General features: G+C 54.6%; 12 protein-coding genes. All 12 read left to right on the top strand.

Annotated features, from left to right (window positions below):
* The first annotated feature begins 52 nt into the window (after window positions 1-52).
* The 12 genes from MKX42_RS13440 (at window position 53) to MKX42_RS13495 (ending at window position 17753) form a co-directional block, all read left to right on the top strand.
* The gene (locus tag MKX42_RS13440) at window positions 53-1492 is read left to right on the top strand and encodes an N-acetylmuramoyl-L-alanine amidase family protein (protein WP_340752929.1); all 1440 of its coding nucleotides are present in this window, start codon (window positions 53-55) and stop codon (window positions 1490-1492) included.
* A gap of 105 nt (window positions 1493-1597) precedes the next feature.
* The gene (locus MKX42_RS13445; protein ID WP_340752930.1) at window positions 1598-2257 is read left to right on the top strand and encodes a GerMN domain-containing protein; all 660 of its coding nucleotides are present in this window, start codon (window positions 1598-1600) and stop codon (window positions 2255-2257) included.
* Window positions 2258-2279: 22 nt separating this feature from the next.
* Complete coding sequence (locus MKX42_RS13450; RefSeq protein ID WP_340752931.1) at window positions 2280-5096, top strand: S-layer homology domain-containing protein; 2817 nt, start codon at window positions 2280-2282, stop codon at window positions 5094-5096.
* 212 nt (window positions 5097-5308) lie between these two features.
* A complete protein-coding gene (gene nth / locus MKX42_RS13455) occupies window positions 5309-6016 on the top strand; it encodes an endonuclease III (protein ID WP_340752932.1) in 708 nt (235 codons plus the stop codon).
* 2 nt (window positions 6017-6018) lie between these two features.
* Complete coding sequence (locus tag MKX42_RS13460) at window positions 6019-6285, top strand: hypothetical protein (protein WP_036697991.1); 267 nt, start codon at window positions 6019-6021, stop codon at window positions 6283-6285.
* Between the two features lie 413 nt (window positions 6286-6698).
* Window positions 6699-8480, top strand: a complete 1782-nt coding sequence (locus MKX42_RS13465) for a dynamin family protein (protein ID WP_340752933.1) — start codon at window positions 6699-6701, stop codon at window positions 8478-8480.
* The gene (locus tag MKX42_RS13470) at window positions 8399-10360 is read left to right on the top strand and encodes a dynamin family protein (protein ID WP_340752935.1); all 1962 of its coding nucleotides are present in this window, start codon (window positions 8399-8401) and stop codon (window positions 10358-10360) included. The genes MKX42_RS13465 and MKX42_RS13470 overlap by 82 nt, the downstream gene beginning before the upstream one ends.
* Window positions 10361-10799: 439 nt before the next feature.
* Entirely contained in the window at window positions 10800-11990 is a 1191-nt protein-coding gene (purT, locus tag MKX42_RS13475; protein WP_340757681.1) for a formate-dependent phosphoribosylglycinamide formyltransferase, read from the top strand.
* A complete protein-coding gene (locus MKX42_RS13480; protein WP_209993071.1) occupies window positions 11980-12444 on the top strand; it encodes a GNAT family N-acetyltransferase in 465 nt (154 codons plus the stop codon). Before purT ends, MKX42_RS13480 begins: the two co-directional genes overlap by 11 nt.
* A gap of 811 nt (window positions 12445-13255) precedes the next feature.
* Window positions 13256-14905 carry a response regulator gene (locus MKX42_RS13485; protein WP_340752936.1) on the top strand — a complete coding sequence of 550 codons (1650 nt, stop codon included), beginning with the start codon at window positions 13256-13258 and terminating at the stop codon, window positions 14903-14905.
* Window positions 14906-14907: 2 nt separating this feature from the next.
* The gene (locus tag MKX42_RS13490) at window positions 14908-16734 is read left to right on the top strand and encodes a sensor histidine kinase (protein WP_340752937.1); all 1827 of its coding nucleotides are present in this window, start codon (window positions 14908-14910) and stop codon (window positions 16732-16734) included.
* Window positions 16731-17753, top strand: a complete 1023-nt coding sequence (locus MKX42_RS13495; protein WP_340752938.1) for a substrate-binding domain-containing protein — start codon at window positions 16731-16733, stop codon at window positions 17751-17753. The genes MKX42_RS13490 and MKX42_RS13495 overlap by 4 nt, the downstream gene beginning before the upstream one ends.
* Window positions 17754-17759 lie beyond the last annotated feature (6 nt).

Below are 17759 nucleotides of genomic sequence, written 5' to 3' on the forward strand. Positions count from 1 at the left end.
CCATCAAGAACGCTCGATTGGGGGCGGAATACTAGAGTCTTAGAGGTGAAGAATGAAGAAATTTGCTTTTATGCTGTTGCTGCTGCTCTTTGTTGTGGTGCTGCCAGGGCATGGACAAGCCGCTGCTGGCCAGAACAAGATCTTCCTGGATGGCCAGGAACTGAATGCAGGACAAGACGTTCCGGTGGAAAATGTAAATAACTCCATCATGGTGCCGCTAAGAATGATCGCTGAGAACCTTGGATACAAGGTGGATTGGAATCAGACAAGCAAGACCATCAAGATTGAACAGCAGGGAAAGACCATTCAGCTGATCGTAGATCAGACTGCGGCATCCGTCGATGGCAAGACGGTAATGATGTCAACGGCCCCTCTCCTGCGGAACGGCACGACGCTCGTACCGATCCGGTTCATTGGTGAGCAGTTCGGACTTACGGTCAAATGGGATAATACGAAGAAGGTTGTAGATCTTATTACCCCGTCCATTCCCGAGCCTAACATTGACCCGGGACAAAGTAATGGGGACGGAGGGACGGTTGTAGTGCCGCCGGGAGAACCCTCAAGCAGCCTGAGCATGATTAACGGCATCAGCTTCAATGAGAACCGGTTCACGATTGCCATAGACGGCAATGCCGAGCCGAAGGTCTCCAAGATCAGCGGACCGGACCGCATCATCATTGATCTGCCGAATGCGACGTTCTCGGATATATTCGGAACAGGACAAATCCTTGATCCTGACCTGAACGGGAACCTGACAGTTACGGATTATCCGGATGTCTCCGGTATCCGCTATTCGCTGTATAGCACTAATCCTTATACTGTCCGATTTGTAATTGATCTTAATACCCCCAAAAATTATAGCGTAGAGGTATCGGGAGATTCCTCAAAGCTCATTGTCATTGATTTGAATGCACAGGCTCCAGGCGACACTTCCACGCAGCCGGGCAACAGCGGGCGCAAGCTGGTTGTGCTCGATGCCGGACATGGCGCGAAGGATTCAGGAGCTGTAGGCATTACCGGCAAATACGAGAAGAATTTCAACCTCGCTGTGATTCTTAAGGCGGCTGCACTGCTCAGGCAGGAGAACAAGATTGACGTGGTGCTGACGCGCAGCGATGATACTTTCCTTGAACTGAAGGAGAGGGCGGCAATGGCCAATAATCTCGGTGCAGATTTATTCATATCTGTCCATGCCAACAGCAGCGGATCAGCGGCTTCAAGCGGAACGGAGACCTACTATCAGCGGGACGCTAGCAAGGCTCTGGCCAATGTGATGCACAAGTATCTTGTGCAGGCTACCGGACTTAGCAACAGGGGAGTTCGCTACGGCAACTTCCATGTGATACGCGAAACGAAGATGCCTGCGGTGCTGCTTGAGGTTGGCTATCTCAGCAATAAGAAGGACGAGGCTCTGCTGTTCACTGAAGCACTGCAGAACAATGTGGCCGCATCGATGGTCAGCGGGATTAAAGAGTATCTAGGGATTCAATAACAACGGGCGGCAGCAGGGGCCGCAGAGTCGGATGTAGACCCTATATTGCGGTCAAAAGGACTTTGCGGTCCCTCCTGCCCATATTCATCTGAGGGGGTTAATCAAATGAACAAGAAATTGACATATGCAGGAATCGCTGCGATGCTGCTTCTCGTAATTTCGGGCTGCGGCGATAAACCTACTGCTGCACCGGCCGATGCGTCCGGTCAGGATTCAACCTCGGTATCCAGCGGCGCGGAAGGCAATAATGCCGCGAATGACACTCCCACTGCCACACCGGCAGCTACAAGCACGCCTGAGCCTACAGCAACTGTGACTCCGGCGGCTACGGAAGCACCGGAGGTACCGGCGGTACCTGAGAAGCAGAGTCTTAAGATCAAGACGTATTATACAGACCTGCAACAGAACGACTTGGTTCCGGCTGAAGTCTCCATCACCTTCAAGGATGCGAAGGAGAAATATACGGAAGCCTTCAAAACACTCCAAAAGAGCGATAAGGCTGACCAGATTCCGCTGTGGAACAAGATTGAACTGAAATCACTTGAATTCTCGGGCGGACAGATTGTGATGGATATTCATAAGCCGGATGAGGCGCAGCTTGGCGCAGGCGGCGAAGCCCTGGCGATCGGCGCATTGTCCCAGATGTTCTTCCAGTTCGATGAAGTGAAGAATATCGATGTGCTGGTAGACGGAGAACAGGTGGAGAGCCTGATGGGGCATGTGGATCTTGTGCATCCAATCACCCGCGAGAACAACGGATTGTAGGCATTAGGCAGGAATAAGCCGGATGGCTGACGAAATTACCAACATAGAAATCCAGATAAGCCATAGAGAGGGGAATATCGAATTGTCCGGTCCAAAACGATTAAAGCGTACGGTTCAATCTTATTCTGTAAAAGCGGTCTCTGCCGTTCTGGCCGGTGCGATGGTACTTGGCGGGGCAGGCGCTGCCTTTGCTGACAACGCTCCAACCGGAGCAACTGTTGCTGCTGTAGCTTCGCAGACGCCTGTAACTGGTTCAGGGATCTTCAGTGATGTCAAGACGGGCTTCTGGGCCGAAAAGCATATCTATAAGCTGGCAACCCAGGGAATTGTGGTCGGCAATAACGGACTGTTCCGTCCTGGTGATTCTGTGACCCAGCAGGAAGCGGTGCTGATGGCGCTGCGCTTCATGAAGCTGCAGGGGAATGTGAACACCAGTACCGAAGTTGCGCTGCCTAATGATTTTGTGGTTACGAACTATTACAAGCCATATGTAATCCTAGCCTTCCAGCAAGGTCTGCTGGACAAGACCACTGAGATGGCTGCAGATAATCTTAAAAGCTCGTGGGGAGAGCGCAAGGCCAGCCGTGAATGGGTCGCGGAGCTGCTGATCCGTGCGCTTGGCCAGAGTGCATCAGCTTCTGCGGCCGCAAGCCGGCCGACAGGCTTTGCCGATGATGCCAAAGTGTCCGCGAACAAACGCGGCTACATTAACACAGCGGTGGAGCTGGGACTCGCGAACGGGCTAACCGGCAACCGCTTTGATCCGCAAGGCGCTGTGACCCGTGCGCAGCTGGCTACCTTCTTCAGCCGTGCTGAAGCGCATAATAGCCTGGAATACGACAATACGTTCAAAGGAACGGTCAGTTCACTCAAGGACGGCAAGCTGGGATTGTACACTAACGGCAGTACGCTGGAATTCAATCTGAATGCCAATACCGCCTACTATACCAGTACCTCCGAGAACCGCATCTCATTGAACGAGATCCAGCCTTATACGAAAGTTACAGTAATTGGAGCTACCTATAGCGCAGCTTACGTAGAGCTGACAGATCCGGCAGTTCAGGTTGAGCAGGCGGAAGGTGTATTCACCAAGCATACACCCGGTATTATCTGGGTAGATTCCGCGAACGGATACGATCAGTATCCCTACGATTCAGGCACGGCCTTCCTGGATGTGAACGGAGCGGTTATTCAGCCTGCTTCTATTACCGCCGGCAGCAAGCTTACGCTGCTGCGTGAAACCTTTACCGGTTCCCGGAAGGTTGTGAAGGTGCAGGTCACTTCCGGTATTGTAAACAAGACGGCTAAAGGTACGATTCAAAGCGTTGACACTGCTGCCAAGAGCATCGCGTTCAAGAATGCTGACGGCACAGTAGAAACCTTCAAATGGGAAGAAGGGACTACGCTGTTCAGCTCCCAGAATTCTATTATTCAGCCCGCAGAGCTGAAAGCCGGTGCTGCTGTCTCTTATACCATCAAGGATAATACGATCCGCTCCGTGGAAGTAACCTCAGGAGTGGAGCGCATAGTGAAGGGCTTCATCTATGAGCTGACAGATTCTACGATTGTCTATCAGAAGAGTGATGGCACACGTGAGGTTAATCTGCTTGCTGCTACCCCGGCCATTGTGATTCCGAACGCCGTAAATCCGGTAATCGACGATCTTATCGCTGACAAAACTAGCGGAGACAATGTGCAGCTTACGCTGAACAGTAATGATCAGGTGACCAAGATTGAGGTGCTCAGCCGTCAGATCGAACAGTATGCAGCTGCTACCGTTGTTGATTATAACGCCAAGACCCAGTACCTGACCTTCACGGACAATAACGGTAAGGCTCATGTGGTCAAAATGGATGAGAAAACAAAGATGTCTTACGGCGGACTGATTACCACTTCGCTCACCACCATGGGGTTCAGACTCGTTGAGAACCGCAAAATTGATGTGACCTTGATTAATGAGCGTGCAATGTCTGTTGAATTGACAACCAAATATTCCGGCACCTTGACGGCTATCAATACTACAGCCAGAACGATTGTGATTAAGCAGGGCAACGGACAATTGCTGACGATGTCTTATCCGCAGGCCATTGAAATGATTGGCAAAAGCGGCGCAGTCATCACCGATGTTCCGCTCAATGTGCCGGTAACGGCAGTACTTAGCAGCACTCAGGAGTTCATCTCCGTGCTGCGGGTGAACGGGTCATCGCAGTTCGAGATTGCTACCATCAATGCGGGCACTAGCAAGATGACCGTGAAGCTTGAGGGAGGCAGTATCAGCAGCGAGTTGAACTTGGCGAATGTGCCTCTTACCAACGAAGCGGGCCAGAAGATCGCCCTGACTGAGCTGAAGGCCGGAGATTTCGTGAACCTCAGCTTCGACGGTTCCACACCGCTGTCCCTGCAGTCGGTTAAACAAGTTGCCGGACAGGTAACGGTAGTAGATGCGGCATCAGGTACGTTCACAGTGAAGGATTACACAGGAGCCTCCCAGCCGTTCACTGCCGGCAGTGGAGTGAGAATACTCCGGGACGGTGTTACAACGAACGCGTTAAGCGGTCTTACCACAACAGACCGGGTATTGGTGCGTAAGGATGCCGCCGGTGTAGTAATCATCTCCGTGTTCAGTCAACTGAACCGGACATTCGCCCGTTATGAGAGCGCAACGAATGAAATATTAACCAAACGAGCCACGCTGAATGACAATTATAAGTTTGGACTTGCTCCAAATGTATATATTCATCAAGGTGACACGACTTTACCCGTGCAATCTCTCAAAGAAAATGATAATATTATAATGTATTTCAACAACGACAAGGTTGTAGAAATTGTGAAACAATAACCGTTTTGGTGATTTTCCGTATGAAACACCGTCTTGATCCTTGGTTTACCCTCGGATCAAGGCGTTTTTTTTGAAATATAAGGGCAGCACGGTGTTCGCTTGAACGCTACGAAAGTATACGATATAATGTATCTTTGCTTATATTTCGTCAGATTTGAGAAGATATGCTGCAAGTGGACTTGCAGTCATACCTGCTCCGTGGAGGGGACGCTATGAAAGCTGCAGAGGTCCGCCACATCCTGGACACTATCGGAGGCATGTTCCCTGATGCACATTGCGAGCTGAATCACAGCAACGCTTTTGAGCTTACCATTGCCGTGCTGCTCTCAGCCCAATGTACGGATGCAACAGTGAATAAGGTGACCGAGGACCTGTTTCAGAAGTACAAGGCTCCGATCGACTATATCTCAGTACCGCTGGAAGAGCTGGAGCTGGATATCCGGCGGATTGGTCTATTCCGCAATAAGGCCAAGCATATTCAGAACCTCTGCACCATCCTGATTGAGCAGTACGGGGGTGAAGTGCCGCAGGCCCATGATTTGCTGGTAACTCTGCCTGGTGTCGGACGCAAGACTGCGAATGTGGTCGTATCGAATGCGTTCGGAGTGCCGGCGATTGCCGTGGATACTCATGTGGAACGGGTAGCCAAACGGCTCGCACTTGCGGGCTGGAAAGATTCCGTGCTGGAAGTGGAGAAGAAGCTGATGAAGGCGGTGCCGCGTGACGAATGGACGCTGACGCATCACCGGCTAATCTTTTTCGGGCGATATCACTGTAAAGCTCAGAATCCCGCATGCCAGATCTGTCCGCTGCTGGATGTATGCCGGGAGGGCAAAAAACGTATGAAAACTGCTGTAATCAGGAAAGCTAAGGATCATACGAAAGCTAACCAAGAATTAGAGAAGAAGAGGATGGGATAGAGATGAAGTGCATTTCTGTATATACCGATAATTTTGAAGCATTTTCCGATATTTTTGACCGCGTAGTGGACAGCCCGATGGAAGAGAACGAAGAGCAGGAAGTGGAAGGCATCACCATCAGCCATTCCGGCGATGTGCCTGAGTTCTATCTGGAGCGCATGTCTGCGAAGCCAGAGGTTGTCGTAATGAAAGACAAATCCCGTGGCCTGACCATTCTGCAGCACGGCAAAGTCTTTGAAATCCTGCTTCCAGTGCTGGAAACAGCTTAATTCGGTTGGAGTTGACTAGAGAGGTTGTCCCATAGCCATGAAGTGGCTGACGGGACAGCCTCTTTTTTTTCAGGAAATTATGCTTCTCATCTGATGTGGATAAAATGTATGCGGAAATCCGAATACAATGGGTGCTGTTGCGATGAAGTGTGGGCCCCATGCTCCGCAACACGTAACATTTTAGAGAAATCCTGCAAGAAATACAACAATGAGGCACCAGTATCCTTCACCCGTAATGGCATCTGCGAAATCTTGTTTTTCGTGAAGGTTTATAGCTGATTTTGTAAATGTGGATATTTGATTTGTGACGATCTGATGATAAAATATAATTATTCTATTCTTGCAGTGAGATAAATCATACAAATGTAATAATAATGAAAGAAGCTATAGATTGCAGCGGAGGCGGGGATGTAGTGGGAGCAGAACGGGAAAGAGTGAAGCAGGTTACAGCGGGGTCATCAGCGCTTAGGCTGCTGGAGGAGCGGCTGAAGCAATGGGGAGAACAGAAGAGTGCGCAGATCGTAGCGGATCTAAAGGTCAAGGAGCAGGCAGATGAGCTGACGCTGGCGTTCTGCGGACATTTCTCGGCGGGGAAGTCGAGCATGATTAACAAGCTCTGCGGTAAGGCTGTGCTGCCTGCGGGTCCGGTTCCAACCAGCGCCAATATTGTATCGATCCGCAGCGGAGCACCGCAGGTACTGCTTCATCCGGTGGACGGAAGCACGGGAGGGAATTCTGGGGTGATCCAGACTACGCCTGACCGGCTTCAGGATTACTGCCGCCAGGGGACTGAATATTCGGCGATTGAGGTGTGGGAGGATGTCCCGGTGCTTGGGAATCACGGGGTACTGATGGATACGCCCGGCGTAGATTCGACAGATGAGGGGCATCAGGCGGCGACCCGCTCGGCGCTGCATCTGGCAGATGCCGTGTTTTATGTGATGGATTACAATCATGTGCAGTCGGAGAATAATCTGGCGTTTGCCAAAAGCCTTAGCGACTGGGGCAAGCCGCTCTACCTGATCATCAATCAGATCGACAAGCACAGGGAGCAGGAAATCCCGCTGGAGGAATACCGGCAGCAAGTGGAAAGCGCTTTCCGGGGATGGGGGATTCATTCTGCGGGGCTGTTGTTCACTTCGCTTAAGGTGGAGGGACATCCGCTGAATCAGTGGAAGGATCTGCTGGCGTTGATCTCCGGTCTACTGGAGCAGCGGCAGGAGCTGCTCGAATACAGCTTGTCCCGCTCTATGCATCATACGGCGGATGCTGTCCTGGCGGATTATCGTGAGCAGCAGCAGGAGGAGAGGGCTGCGCTGCTGGAAGAGGCAGGCGGTGCAGCGGCTGAAGATGTGGAAGCAGAGCTGCTGGCAACTATGCAGGAGGAATCGTCACTGGATGCGCTGCCTGAAGAGGCGCGGCTTGAGCTGCGCAGCAGGCTGGATGCCTTGCTCGGCAACACGAATCTGATGCCGGCCGATCTGAGGGATGCGGCAGGAGCGTACATTGAGAGCCTCCAGCCCGGCTTCCGGCGCGGCCTGCTCTTCACCGCTGCGAAGCGGGAGAAGGAGCAGGGAGCGCGGCTGCTGCACTGGCACAGCCTTCAGCAGAGAGAGATCACTGCCCAGTTGGAGTGGCACACTCTCCAGCTCGTGCGCGAATGGGCTGAAGGCCTGGAGCTGTGGCAGGAGGAGGCGGAGCCGCTGCTGAAGCAGGCTTTCCCGGCGGTGAGCCAGCAGTGGCTGGCAGATCAGGTGAAGCCGGGAACCGGGGCTTCGGGCGAGGCGCTGCTTAATTTCTGCCGCACGCTTGCGGCTGAGATTAAGGCGCAGTTCCGCCGCGCGGTCCTGGCCTTCGGCGAGCCGCTGCTGGCTGCGCTGCCGCCGCTGGTGGAGGAGCGGCGCGCGGAGCTCACGCGCCGCCGGGCGGCCCTGCAGCGGCAGGCGCATGCGCTCGCCGCGCTGGCCTCCCTGGACCGCGCGGCTGCCGCCCGCGCGGACGCCCTTACGGCGCTGCTGCCGCCGCGCCGCACCCTCACCCCCGGCGCGCTGCCGGGGGTGCCGCCCCTGGCGGCTGGCGCGCTCAGCGCCGCCAGCCCGAATTGCCGCCGCGCGTGGCAGCGGCGGCAAGCCTGGGCGCCGCCCCGGCCTGGGCGGCGGGTACGGCAACGCCGGCGGGCGGGCGCCGCCGGCTGACGCAGGCCGCAGCAGCGCTGCACGCGGCGGCCGGGGTGCTGCGGAGCGAGCCGGCCATGGCCTCGGCTGCGCGCAGCCTGGCGGCGCGGGCGGAGGATCTCGCCGGCGGCCGCTTCACGATGGCGCTGTTCGGGGCGTTCAGCGCCGGCAAATCCTCCTTCGCCAACGCTCTGCTGGGCGAAGAGGTGCTGCCCGTGTCGCCGCATCCGGCAACGGCGGCCGTCGGGCGGATTCTGGCGCCGGAGGGCGGCTTCGCCCACGGGACGGCGGCCATCACCATGAAGCGGGCGGAGGAGGTCTGGGAGGACATCCTCCATTCCTTCAGCGTGCTGCAGCTGGCGCCGCCGCAGCACGAGTCGTGGACCGCAGCCGTGGCCCGGCTGCAGACCGGCGGGCTCCATCCGTCCGCGCTGCCGCATGCCGGCTTCCTGCGGGCAGCTGCCGCCGGATGGGAGGAATCCCGTCCGCTGCTCGGAACAGAGCGGACGGTCAGTCTGGCGGAATACCGCAGCCTGGTCGCAGACGAGAAGCACGCTTGCTTTGTGCAGAGTACGGATCTGTATTATGACAGCCCGCTGACACGGAGCGGCATTGTATTAGTAGACACCCCAGGTGCGGATTCCTTGCATGCCCGGCACACCGGTGTAACCTTCGGTTACATGAAGAATGCCGATGCTATCTGCTTCGTGACCTACTATAACCACGCCTTTTCCAAGGCTGACCGCAGCCTGCTTGCCCAGCTTGGTAGAATCAAGGACAGCTTCGCGCTCGACAAAATGTTCTTCATCATCAACGCCTCAGACCTCGCTGCAGACGAGGCCGAGCTTGAAGAGGTGAAGCAGCATGTGGCGCAGAATTTGCGGGCCGGAGGCCTGACCTCGCCGCGGATCTACAGCGTGTCCAGCCTGCTGGCGCTTGAGGGCAAATCAAGCGGAGCCAGCGAGGCTTATGAGGCCTCCGGCTTCGGCAGCTTTGAAGCGGCACTCTCCGAATTCGCCGGAGAGGAGCTGCCGGGATTGTCCCTGGCAGCGGCCAAGGACAGCCTAAGCTCGGTGCGTGGGCGCGCCGAAGAATGGCAACGGCTGGCGCTGATGGAGGCAGACCAGCAGGAGGAGGGAATGAAGCAGTTCCGGCAGCGCCGCGAAGCGGCTAATCTGCGGCTGGCCGTACTCGCGCAGGAAGACCGGCCGCTCCGGGACCTGCGCCGTGAAGGTGCGGAGCTGCTCTATCATGTCCGGCAGCGGATTGCTTTTTCCTTCGGGCGTTCCTTCCAGGAGTCCTTCCATCCTTCCATTCTCCGGGAAGACGGAGGTAACCTGAAGGACATCTTCATCGCCTGCGGGCGGGAGCTGGAGCGCAGTATTCTGCGTGAACTGGAGCAGGAGCTGTGGGCAACAACCCTGCGGCTGGAGTCGGCAGGACGCAGATTCGTGACCCAGGCGGCTACAGCGGCTGCAGCCGAGCTGTCCATCCCGGATCAGGAGCTTCAGCTGCTGGATGATCCGGATGAGCGCTGGCCGGCACCGGCGAAGCTGGACTGTGTACTGGCTCCGCTGGACTGGGCCGGACTGTGGAGCCGCTTCAAATCTCCGCGCCACTTTTTCGAGGGACCGGGCCGGGCAGAGATTCGCGCAGCTGCTGAGCCGTGGTTCAAAGAAGCAGTAGCTGCGGCGGCGCAAGGACAGGAGGACTCTCTGCTGACATTCTATACCGATGCGGCGGCAGCCGCCTTATCCCAGGCCGCAGACCAGCTGCGTGAAGGCCTGTCCGAACAGGAGGCAGCCATGTCGGCGCTGCTGAAAGGGGGTGATGGTGCGCAGCATTGGGGCCGGATCGCCGAAGAATTACGGCTTCAGGAGCAGGCTTTCGCCGTTGTGTAGGAACCTATAGTTTCCTCCTGTTGTGGCCAAGGTGTGCGTAAATTTGTGGTTGGGAGTATTTTGAATGATGCGTAGAGTGACTGTGGCTGAATGTGGCTGAAGACTCGCCGTGAGGAGCAGGAGTGTATCTGATCTCACCGGTTAAAGGCGGAATGTATGTGAAAAACAGCATACATTGTGCTCTCAAGCAGGTTCATGGCTCAAATATATGTGAAAAACAGCATACATTGTGCCGCCCCTAAAAGGGACAGTAGAACCGTTCTCACAAGTCTGTTGAACAGCTATCTGTGAAGTTTGTAGGAAAATGTCGAAGAACACTTGCAATCTGGTGGATGATGGATGAAAATAAAGAAGACTGAAAATTTACAATCAAACTGCGACATTTTACAGAAACAGAGAAGTCAGCAGACAAATTTGCGAAAAGAGGTTGGAGTCGACAATGTGGGGAGCTCCTTTATCAGCCCGGAGTAAAAAGCTGCTGCTGCTCGGCAGCGGTGAACTGGGTAAGGAAGTCATTATCGAAGCTCAGCGCCTTGGCGTAGAGACCGTAGCTGTGGATCGTTATGAAGCGGCACCCGCGATGGGTGTGGCCCACCGCTCTTATGTACTGGATATGCTGGATGCAGAGGCACTCAAGCAGCTTATCCGTACAGAGAAGCCCGATTTGATTGTACCGGAGATTGAAGCTATTGCTACCGGGGCGCTGGTAGAGCTGGAGGAAGAAGGGTTCCTCGTTGTCCCTACTGCCCGTGCTGCACGGCTGACCATGGACCGTGAAGGCATCCGCCGTCTGGCGGCAGAAGAGCTGGGACTGCCTACAGCGGCTTACCGGTTCGCTGACAGTCTGGATGAACTGCGCCAGGCAGTGTCGGAGCTGGGAACGCCTTGTGTGATTAAGCCGATCATGAGCTCATCAGGCAAAGGCCAGAGCGTGTGCAGAACACCAGAGGATGCGGAAGGCTGCTGGAATACGGCGCTTGAAGGCGCACGTGCGAAGGGGACACGCGTCATCGTGGAGGCTTTTGTTACATTTGAGAGTGAGATTACACTGCTTACCGTCCGTTCGGTTAGCGGAACTGTGTTCTGTCCGCCGATCGGCCACATCCAGCAGGATGGCGATTATGTAGAGTCCTGGCAGCCGCATCAGATGAGCGGGGCGCAGCTGGAAGAGGCTGAGGCCATCGCCCGGAAGGTTACCGATCAGCTTGGCGGTTATGGAATTTTTGGTGTGGAGCTGTTCCTCACCGCGGATGGGGTTCTGTTCAGTGAAGTGTCCCCCCGGCCGCATGACACAGGTATGGTTACAATGATTACGCAGGATTTGTCGGAATTTGCTCTGCATGTCAGAGCCATTCTTGGATTTCCGCTGGAAGCGGTACGTTTGTTGACACCGGGAGCTTCGGCCACCCTGAAGACTGATGGAACCGGACAAGCTTTTGCAGTGACCGGGATTGAAGAGGCATTGGCCCTTCCCCGCACGCAGGTCCGGGTATTCGGCAAGCCGGAGATCCGCCCAGGACGGCGGATGGCAGTAACACTCAGTTCAGCGGAAGATATTGAAATCGCGCGGATGACGGCCAAGCAGGCTGCGTCTAAGCTACAAGTGGAGGTATACAAGGATGAACAGTAGTACTCAGGAGCAGGTACTGCAAATTCGCAAATGCGGCATGAATGATCTGGAGAGAGTGACAGCCCTTTTGCGTGAATTCGGCTATCCGACAACGCTTAGCGTGATGAAAGAGAGAATGGAAGGCATGGAGCATGATCCGTTCCACTGCACACTGGTCGCAGAGCTCAATAACGAAGTTGTGGGAATGATCGGTTTACGGCAGGTGAAGTCCTACTACAAGCATGCCGATTGTATTACGGAGATTACCGCGCTGATCGTATCTGAGGAGCTTAGAGGACAAGGCCTTGGCAAAAGACTCGTAGCTGCAGCGGAAGAATGGGCACGCCATCAGGGCTGCTGCCAGCTGTTCCTGCGGAGCGGCAACCGCGTTGAACGTGCACCTGCACATGCGTTTTACCGCCATATCGGCTTTGAAAAGACAACAGGCTACCGCTTCAACAAAGCCCTGCTATAATCCTATACGTGTAACCGAACATCCCCATCCCGGCGTAATCGGGATGGTTTTTTTGGAGATAGTGCGGCAACCCCGCCACTATTGGTCTGGAATGCTCCCCGTTCCGCCTTCACCCAGAGGCTTCCCCCAGGAATTTAGTGGAAAAAGTGCATCTATTTCACCCGAAATTGCCCTGTCCAGAACAGCAGTTGGAAAAAGTACATCTATTCGTCCATATTCCCCGTGTTATGAGCAAATCCACAGAAATAAATGGCGTTTATCCACTTAAAATATCCTAATTGGTTAAAATAATCAAATTAAGTGTACAAAATCCACTTGTTGATTATAAAAACTAGAACTCAAAGCTTAGTCGCCGCTGCGGTGAACATTTGGCCCTCCGGCCGCTGCCCAATTTAGATTTCCTGATTTGAACCGCTCTTCACGGTAGAAATCTAAATACAGCTTTTGCTTACGATGCGAGCTTTCCTTCGGAAAGCTTTCAGGCGGACGCTATCGCTCCTACAGTTCCAAATTACCCCTCCGCTTCTTTTTGCTTTTTGTTAACTTCTTAAGTGCCTCTAACCTATGTACATAATTTCCGCTTGCGTTATATCAGGCCACGCTATATAGTGAATTGCTCCTATTCACTACAGTTGTCACTCTGTCAGTAACTAAATCAGTCACAATTAATTCCACTATACATGTCACTATTTCAGTCGCTATAGTTGCCCCCTGACCCGCAGCCTTCTCTATATAAACATAGATTGGGCCATTTGAATCAGCTATTATAGTTCTGTGAACCTCCATATCCTATGCCGAAGAGGGATGACGAATGTACAAACTAATACTCGCCGAAGACGAGGAAGATGTAAGAGAAGGCATTATCGCCCAGATTGACTGGGAGCAGTACGGCTTCGAGGTCGTTGAGCAGGCCGAGAACGGGCGGGAGGCGGCGGATGCGATCGACCGGCTGCTGCCGGATGTGGTGGTTACCGATATCCAGATGCCTTTTATGAATGGCCTGCAGCTCGCAGAATGGATACGCAGCCGCCATCCGAATACGAAGATTATCATTCTGACCGGCTATGATGAATTCGAATACGCTCAGAAGGCGATCAAGCTGCAGATTGATGAATATATCCTGAAGCCTTTCTCGTCCCAGGAGCTGATTGATGTTCTGCTTAAGGTTCGCGACACGATTGAGACCGAGATCGCCGAGAAGGAAAATGTGTTCGTGCTGAGCGAGCATTACCGCAAGAGCCTGCCGGTTCTGCGCGAGCAGTTCCTCTCCACCCTGGTGTCCCGCCGCCTGCGCTCCGCAGAGATCGCTGAGAAAAGCACAGAGTATGGCATCCCCCTCACCGGTGAATTGTTTCAATCCTCGGTGATCAGCATCGATTATATCCGTCCGGACCGTTCGCCCGGGCTTCAGGAAGGGCGGCCCGTGTCCCTGCGGGATACCGGGGACCGTAATCTCCAGCTCTATGCTGTGCTGAACATCGCGGAGGAGATCTGCCAAAAGCATGGCTTCGGCAAGGTGTTCATCCACCGGGATGATGTTGTGCTGCTCTCAGTCAGCCAGAGCCCGGAGGAGAGTGACATCACCGCCAGAACCTTCGCCATTCTCGAAGAGATCTGCCAGAATGTGCAGCGCTTCCTGAAGCTGACGGTAACCGCGGGGGCCGGAACCGTCTGCAAGGCACCTTCCATGCTGTTCCATTCTTTCGGGGATGCGCTGCAAGCGCTTGATTACCGGCTGATCCTCGGCAACAACCGGGTCATCTGGATTGAGGATGTGGAGTCCCGCTCCAGCCGGATGCTGGACTATGATGAGTTGACTCAGCAATCGCTGATCCGCACGATCAAGCTGGGCACCGTCCAGGAGCTGCGCGAGGTCGTGGACGAGCTGTTCCGGGGACTGGATACGGAGCAGGTCTCGGCGCAGGATTATCAGATCTTCCTGCTGGAGATCATCACCTCCATTCTGCGGGTAGCCAAGGAATCCGGGAGCGGGACGAATGATTTTATCGGACCCGGCCTGACCTCGCTAAGCGATATGAACAAATTCAACAACCTGGAAGAAGCCCGGCAGTGGATTATTACCGTATGTACCCGGCTGATGGATTCCATTGCATCGGGGCGCCAGTCGAGCTACAAGCAGCTCATCGACCAGGCTAAGGAATATATCCGTAGCCACTATGAAGAATCCGATATGTCTATTGGCAGGGTATGCCAGCATCTGCATATCAGCACAGGCTATTTCAGCAGCATTTTCAAAAAAGAAATGAAGATGACCTTCGTCAGCTATCTGCTGCAAATCCGGCTGGAGGCCGCGAAGGAGCTGCTTCGTTCCACCGAGCTGAAGGCGTTCGAGATCGCCGAGCGGATCGGTTTTGCCGACCCGAACTATTTCAGCTTCTGCTTCCGCAAGAAATATGGACATTCCCCCAAAGAGTATAAGAACAGCGCGCGGGGAGAATAGCCATGAACAAGCCGAAGGGTTATTTCTTCCCGCTGCGGCCGGGGCCTGGCAAGAGCGGCAGGCTGCGCCTGTCCTCGAAGCTGCGGAGCATTCAGCTGATTATCACGCTGACCTTCATGGCGGTGACTGCGGCGGTAGCGGTGATCGTCAGTGTGATGCTGTACGGCAAGTTCGCCAACACGGCGGAGGAGAATGCCAATCTCAACATGCAGCAGATCATCGAACAGGTGAACTATAACCTGGAGCTGTATGTGAAGGGGATGGGCAGTATTTTTGCGACCGCCGAGAAGCAGATTACCTCTACGCCCTCCATCGATTCCCCGCTGCTCTATGAACGGATGGATACACTGATGAGCAGCCGCGAGGATCTGGTGTCTGTGGCTGTTTTTACCCCGCAGGGGCAGTATGTCGTAGGAACGCCGGGGCAGACGATGCGGATGAACACGGGGCTGGAGAGCCAGAGCTGGTTCACCACAGCTAAGCGCACCTCGGAGATCTCCTATTCCGCCCCGCATATCCAGAATCTGTTCAAGGGCAGATATACCTGGGTGGTCTCCATTTCCAAGCTGATTCAATATAGGGAGAACGGGGAGCTGAGAACCGGTGTGCTGCTGCTGGACTTCAATTTCAGAACGATTGACGAACTCAGCAAGCAGGTCAAGCTGGGCAAAAGAGGTTACGCCTACATCCTCGATCCGCTCGGCAATATCGTCTACCACCCGCAGCAGCAGCTCATCTACGCCGGGCTGAAGTATGAGAATGTGGAGCCGGTGCTGGAATACGCCTACCGCAGCTATCTGGACGAATCAACCGGGGAGAAGCGGTTTATTACCGTACGCACGCTGGCGCAGACTGGCTGGAAGATTGTCGGGGTAGCCTATTACGATGAGATTGTCACCACCAAGCGGGATCTCAATCAGTTCCTGGCGTGGTTTCTTGGTGTTGTTCTCGTCTGTGTTATTGCGGTGTCGGTCTTCCTGTCCTGGCTGATAGCCAGCCCGATCCGCAAGCTGGAGCGTACCGTGAAGCAGGTGGCGGAGGGGGATCTGAATACGCCGATTAATGTCAGCGGAGCCTATGAGGTAGAGCAGCTGTCGAGGCGCTTCAACATGATGCTCCAGCGTATCCGCCAGCTGATGGAGCAGATCATTTATGAGCAGGAGACGAAGCGGAAGGGCGAGCTTGAGGTGCTGCAATCGCAGATCAACCCGCACTTTCTGTACAATACGCTAAATTCGGTCATCCGGCTGGCAGAACGCGGCAAAACGGATGAAGTCGTCACCATGATCCAGTCGCTCTCGAGATTTTTCCGCATCAGCCTCAGCAAAGGCAAGAATATTATCACCATCCAGGAAGAGCTGGACCATATCCGCCATTACCTGGTGATTCAGAGCTTCCGCTTCAAGAATAAATTCCGTTATGAGATCACGGCGCAGGAGGAAGTCCTGCAGTACCAGACAATCAAGCTGATTCTGCAGCCTATCGTGGAGAACGCGCTCTATCACGGAATCGAAATGCTGCCGGATGAGGGGCTGATCTCGATCACCGCCGGGCTTCAGGACGGGTTAATCATCATTAAGGTCAGCGACAACGGCCTCGGGATGTCCAAGGATACGGTCAACGGCATTCTAAGCGGAAGCGTCAAAAGCACCAGCGGATCAGGGGTCGGCGTCCGAAATGTGCACGAACGGATCGGCCTGTATTACGGGCGGGAGTACGGGCTTGCTTTTGAGAGTGAGCTGGAAGAGGGGACGGTTGTTACGATTGTGTTCCCGGCCCGCCCGGCGGGAGAGGCTATGGATGAGCAGAAGGAGGAGACGAACCTGTGAAAAGCCTGCGTGTATGGCTCACCGTGCTGCTGTGCGGAGTGCTGTGGATCTCTGTGTCCTCTTGCTCGGGTGCCTCGCCAGACTATATCAGCACCAGCAAGACACGGAATATCCATCTGATTGTCAAGATGAACAAAGGGGATTACTGGAACACCCTGAAGCTCGGAGCAGAGGCTGCGGCGAAGGAATTCAATGTCAATCTGACGTTCAAGGCGCCGGATTCGGAGAGTGATATTGAGGAGCAGGTCGTCATGGTGGAGGAGTCCATTAAGGAGAAGGCGGATGTGATTATACTCGCGGCCAGCAGTTATATGGGACTGGCGCAGGTGGTGGACCAGGCGGCGTATTCCAGAATTCCGGTGATCTCAGTCGATGCGGAGGTCGGCTCGGCCAAGGTTCGGACTTACGTGGGATCGAACGGGTACGAGGCTGGACAGAAGTCCGCCGAGCGGCTGATTGAGCTACTGGGGGGCTTTGGCGAGATCGGGATCATTAACTTCACCAATTCGTCGCTTACCCCGGACTCCGGCAAGAGTGGCAGCATCGACTACGGTGCGCGGGATGCAGATGAGCGGGAAAAGGGTTTTTTGAATTATGCCGCCCGCTTCCCTAACGTTAAGGTCGTACAGATCGCCTACACCTCCTCCAGCACCTCTGACGCTGAAAGTCTGACCCGTGAGATGCTGAACAAGTACCCCCAGCTGCGTGGCATTGCCACTCTGAATGAAATTGCTTCACAGGGCGCGGCCAGAGTGATTCAGGGCCTGAAGAGGGATAGTGTGAAGATGATTGCTTTTGACAGCTCGCCCTCCATGATGGAATCGCTTCAGGATGGCACTGTGCAGGCGACCGTAATCCAGAATCCGTTCAGCAACGGGTATCTGGCAGTGAAATATGCTGTGGAGGCACTCGAAGGTATGGATATTCCCGAACGTGTGGACACGGGCACCAAGCTCATCGATCTGGAGAATATGCTGTGGCCGGAGAATCAGAAGCTGCTGTTCCCGTTTGTCCGGTAGGAGAAG

This window comes from Paenibacillus sp. FSL R7-0204 (genome assembly GCF_038002225.1).
Taxonomy (GTDB): Bacteria; Bacillota; Bacilli; order Paenibacillales; family Paenibacillaceae; genus Paenibacillus_AQ.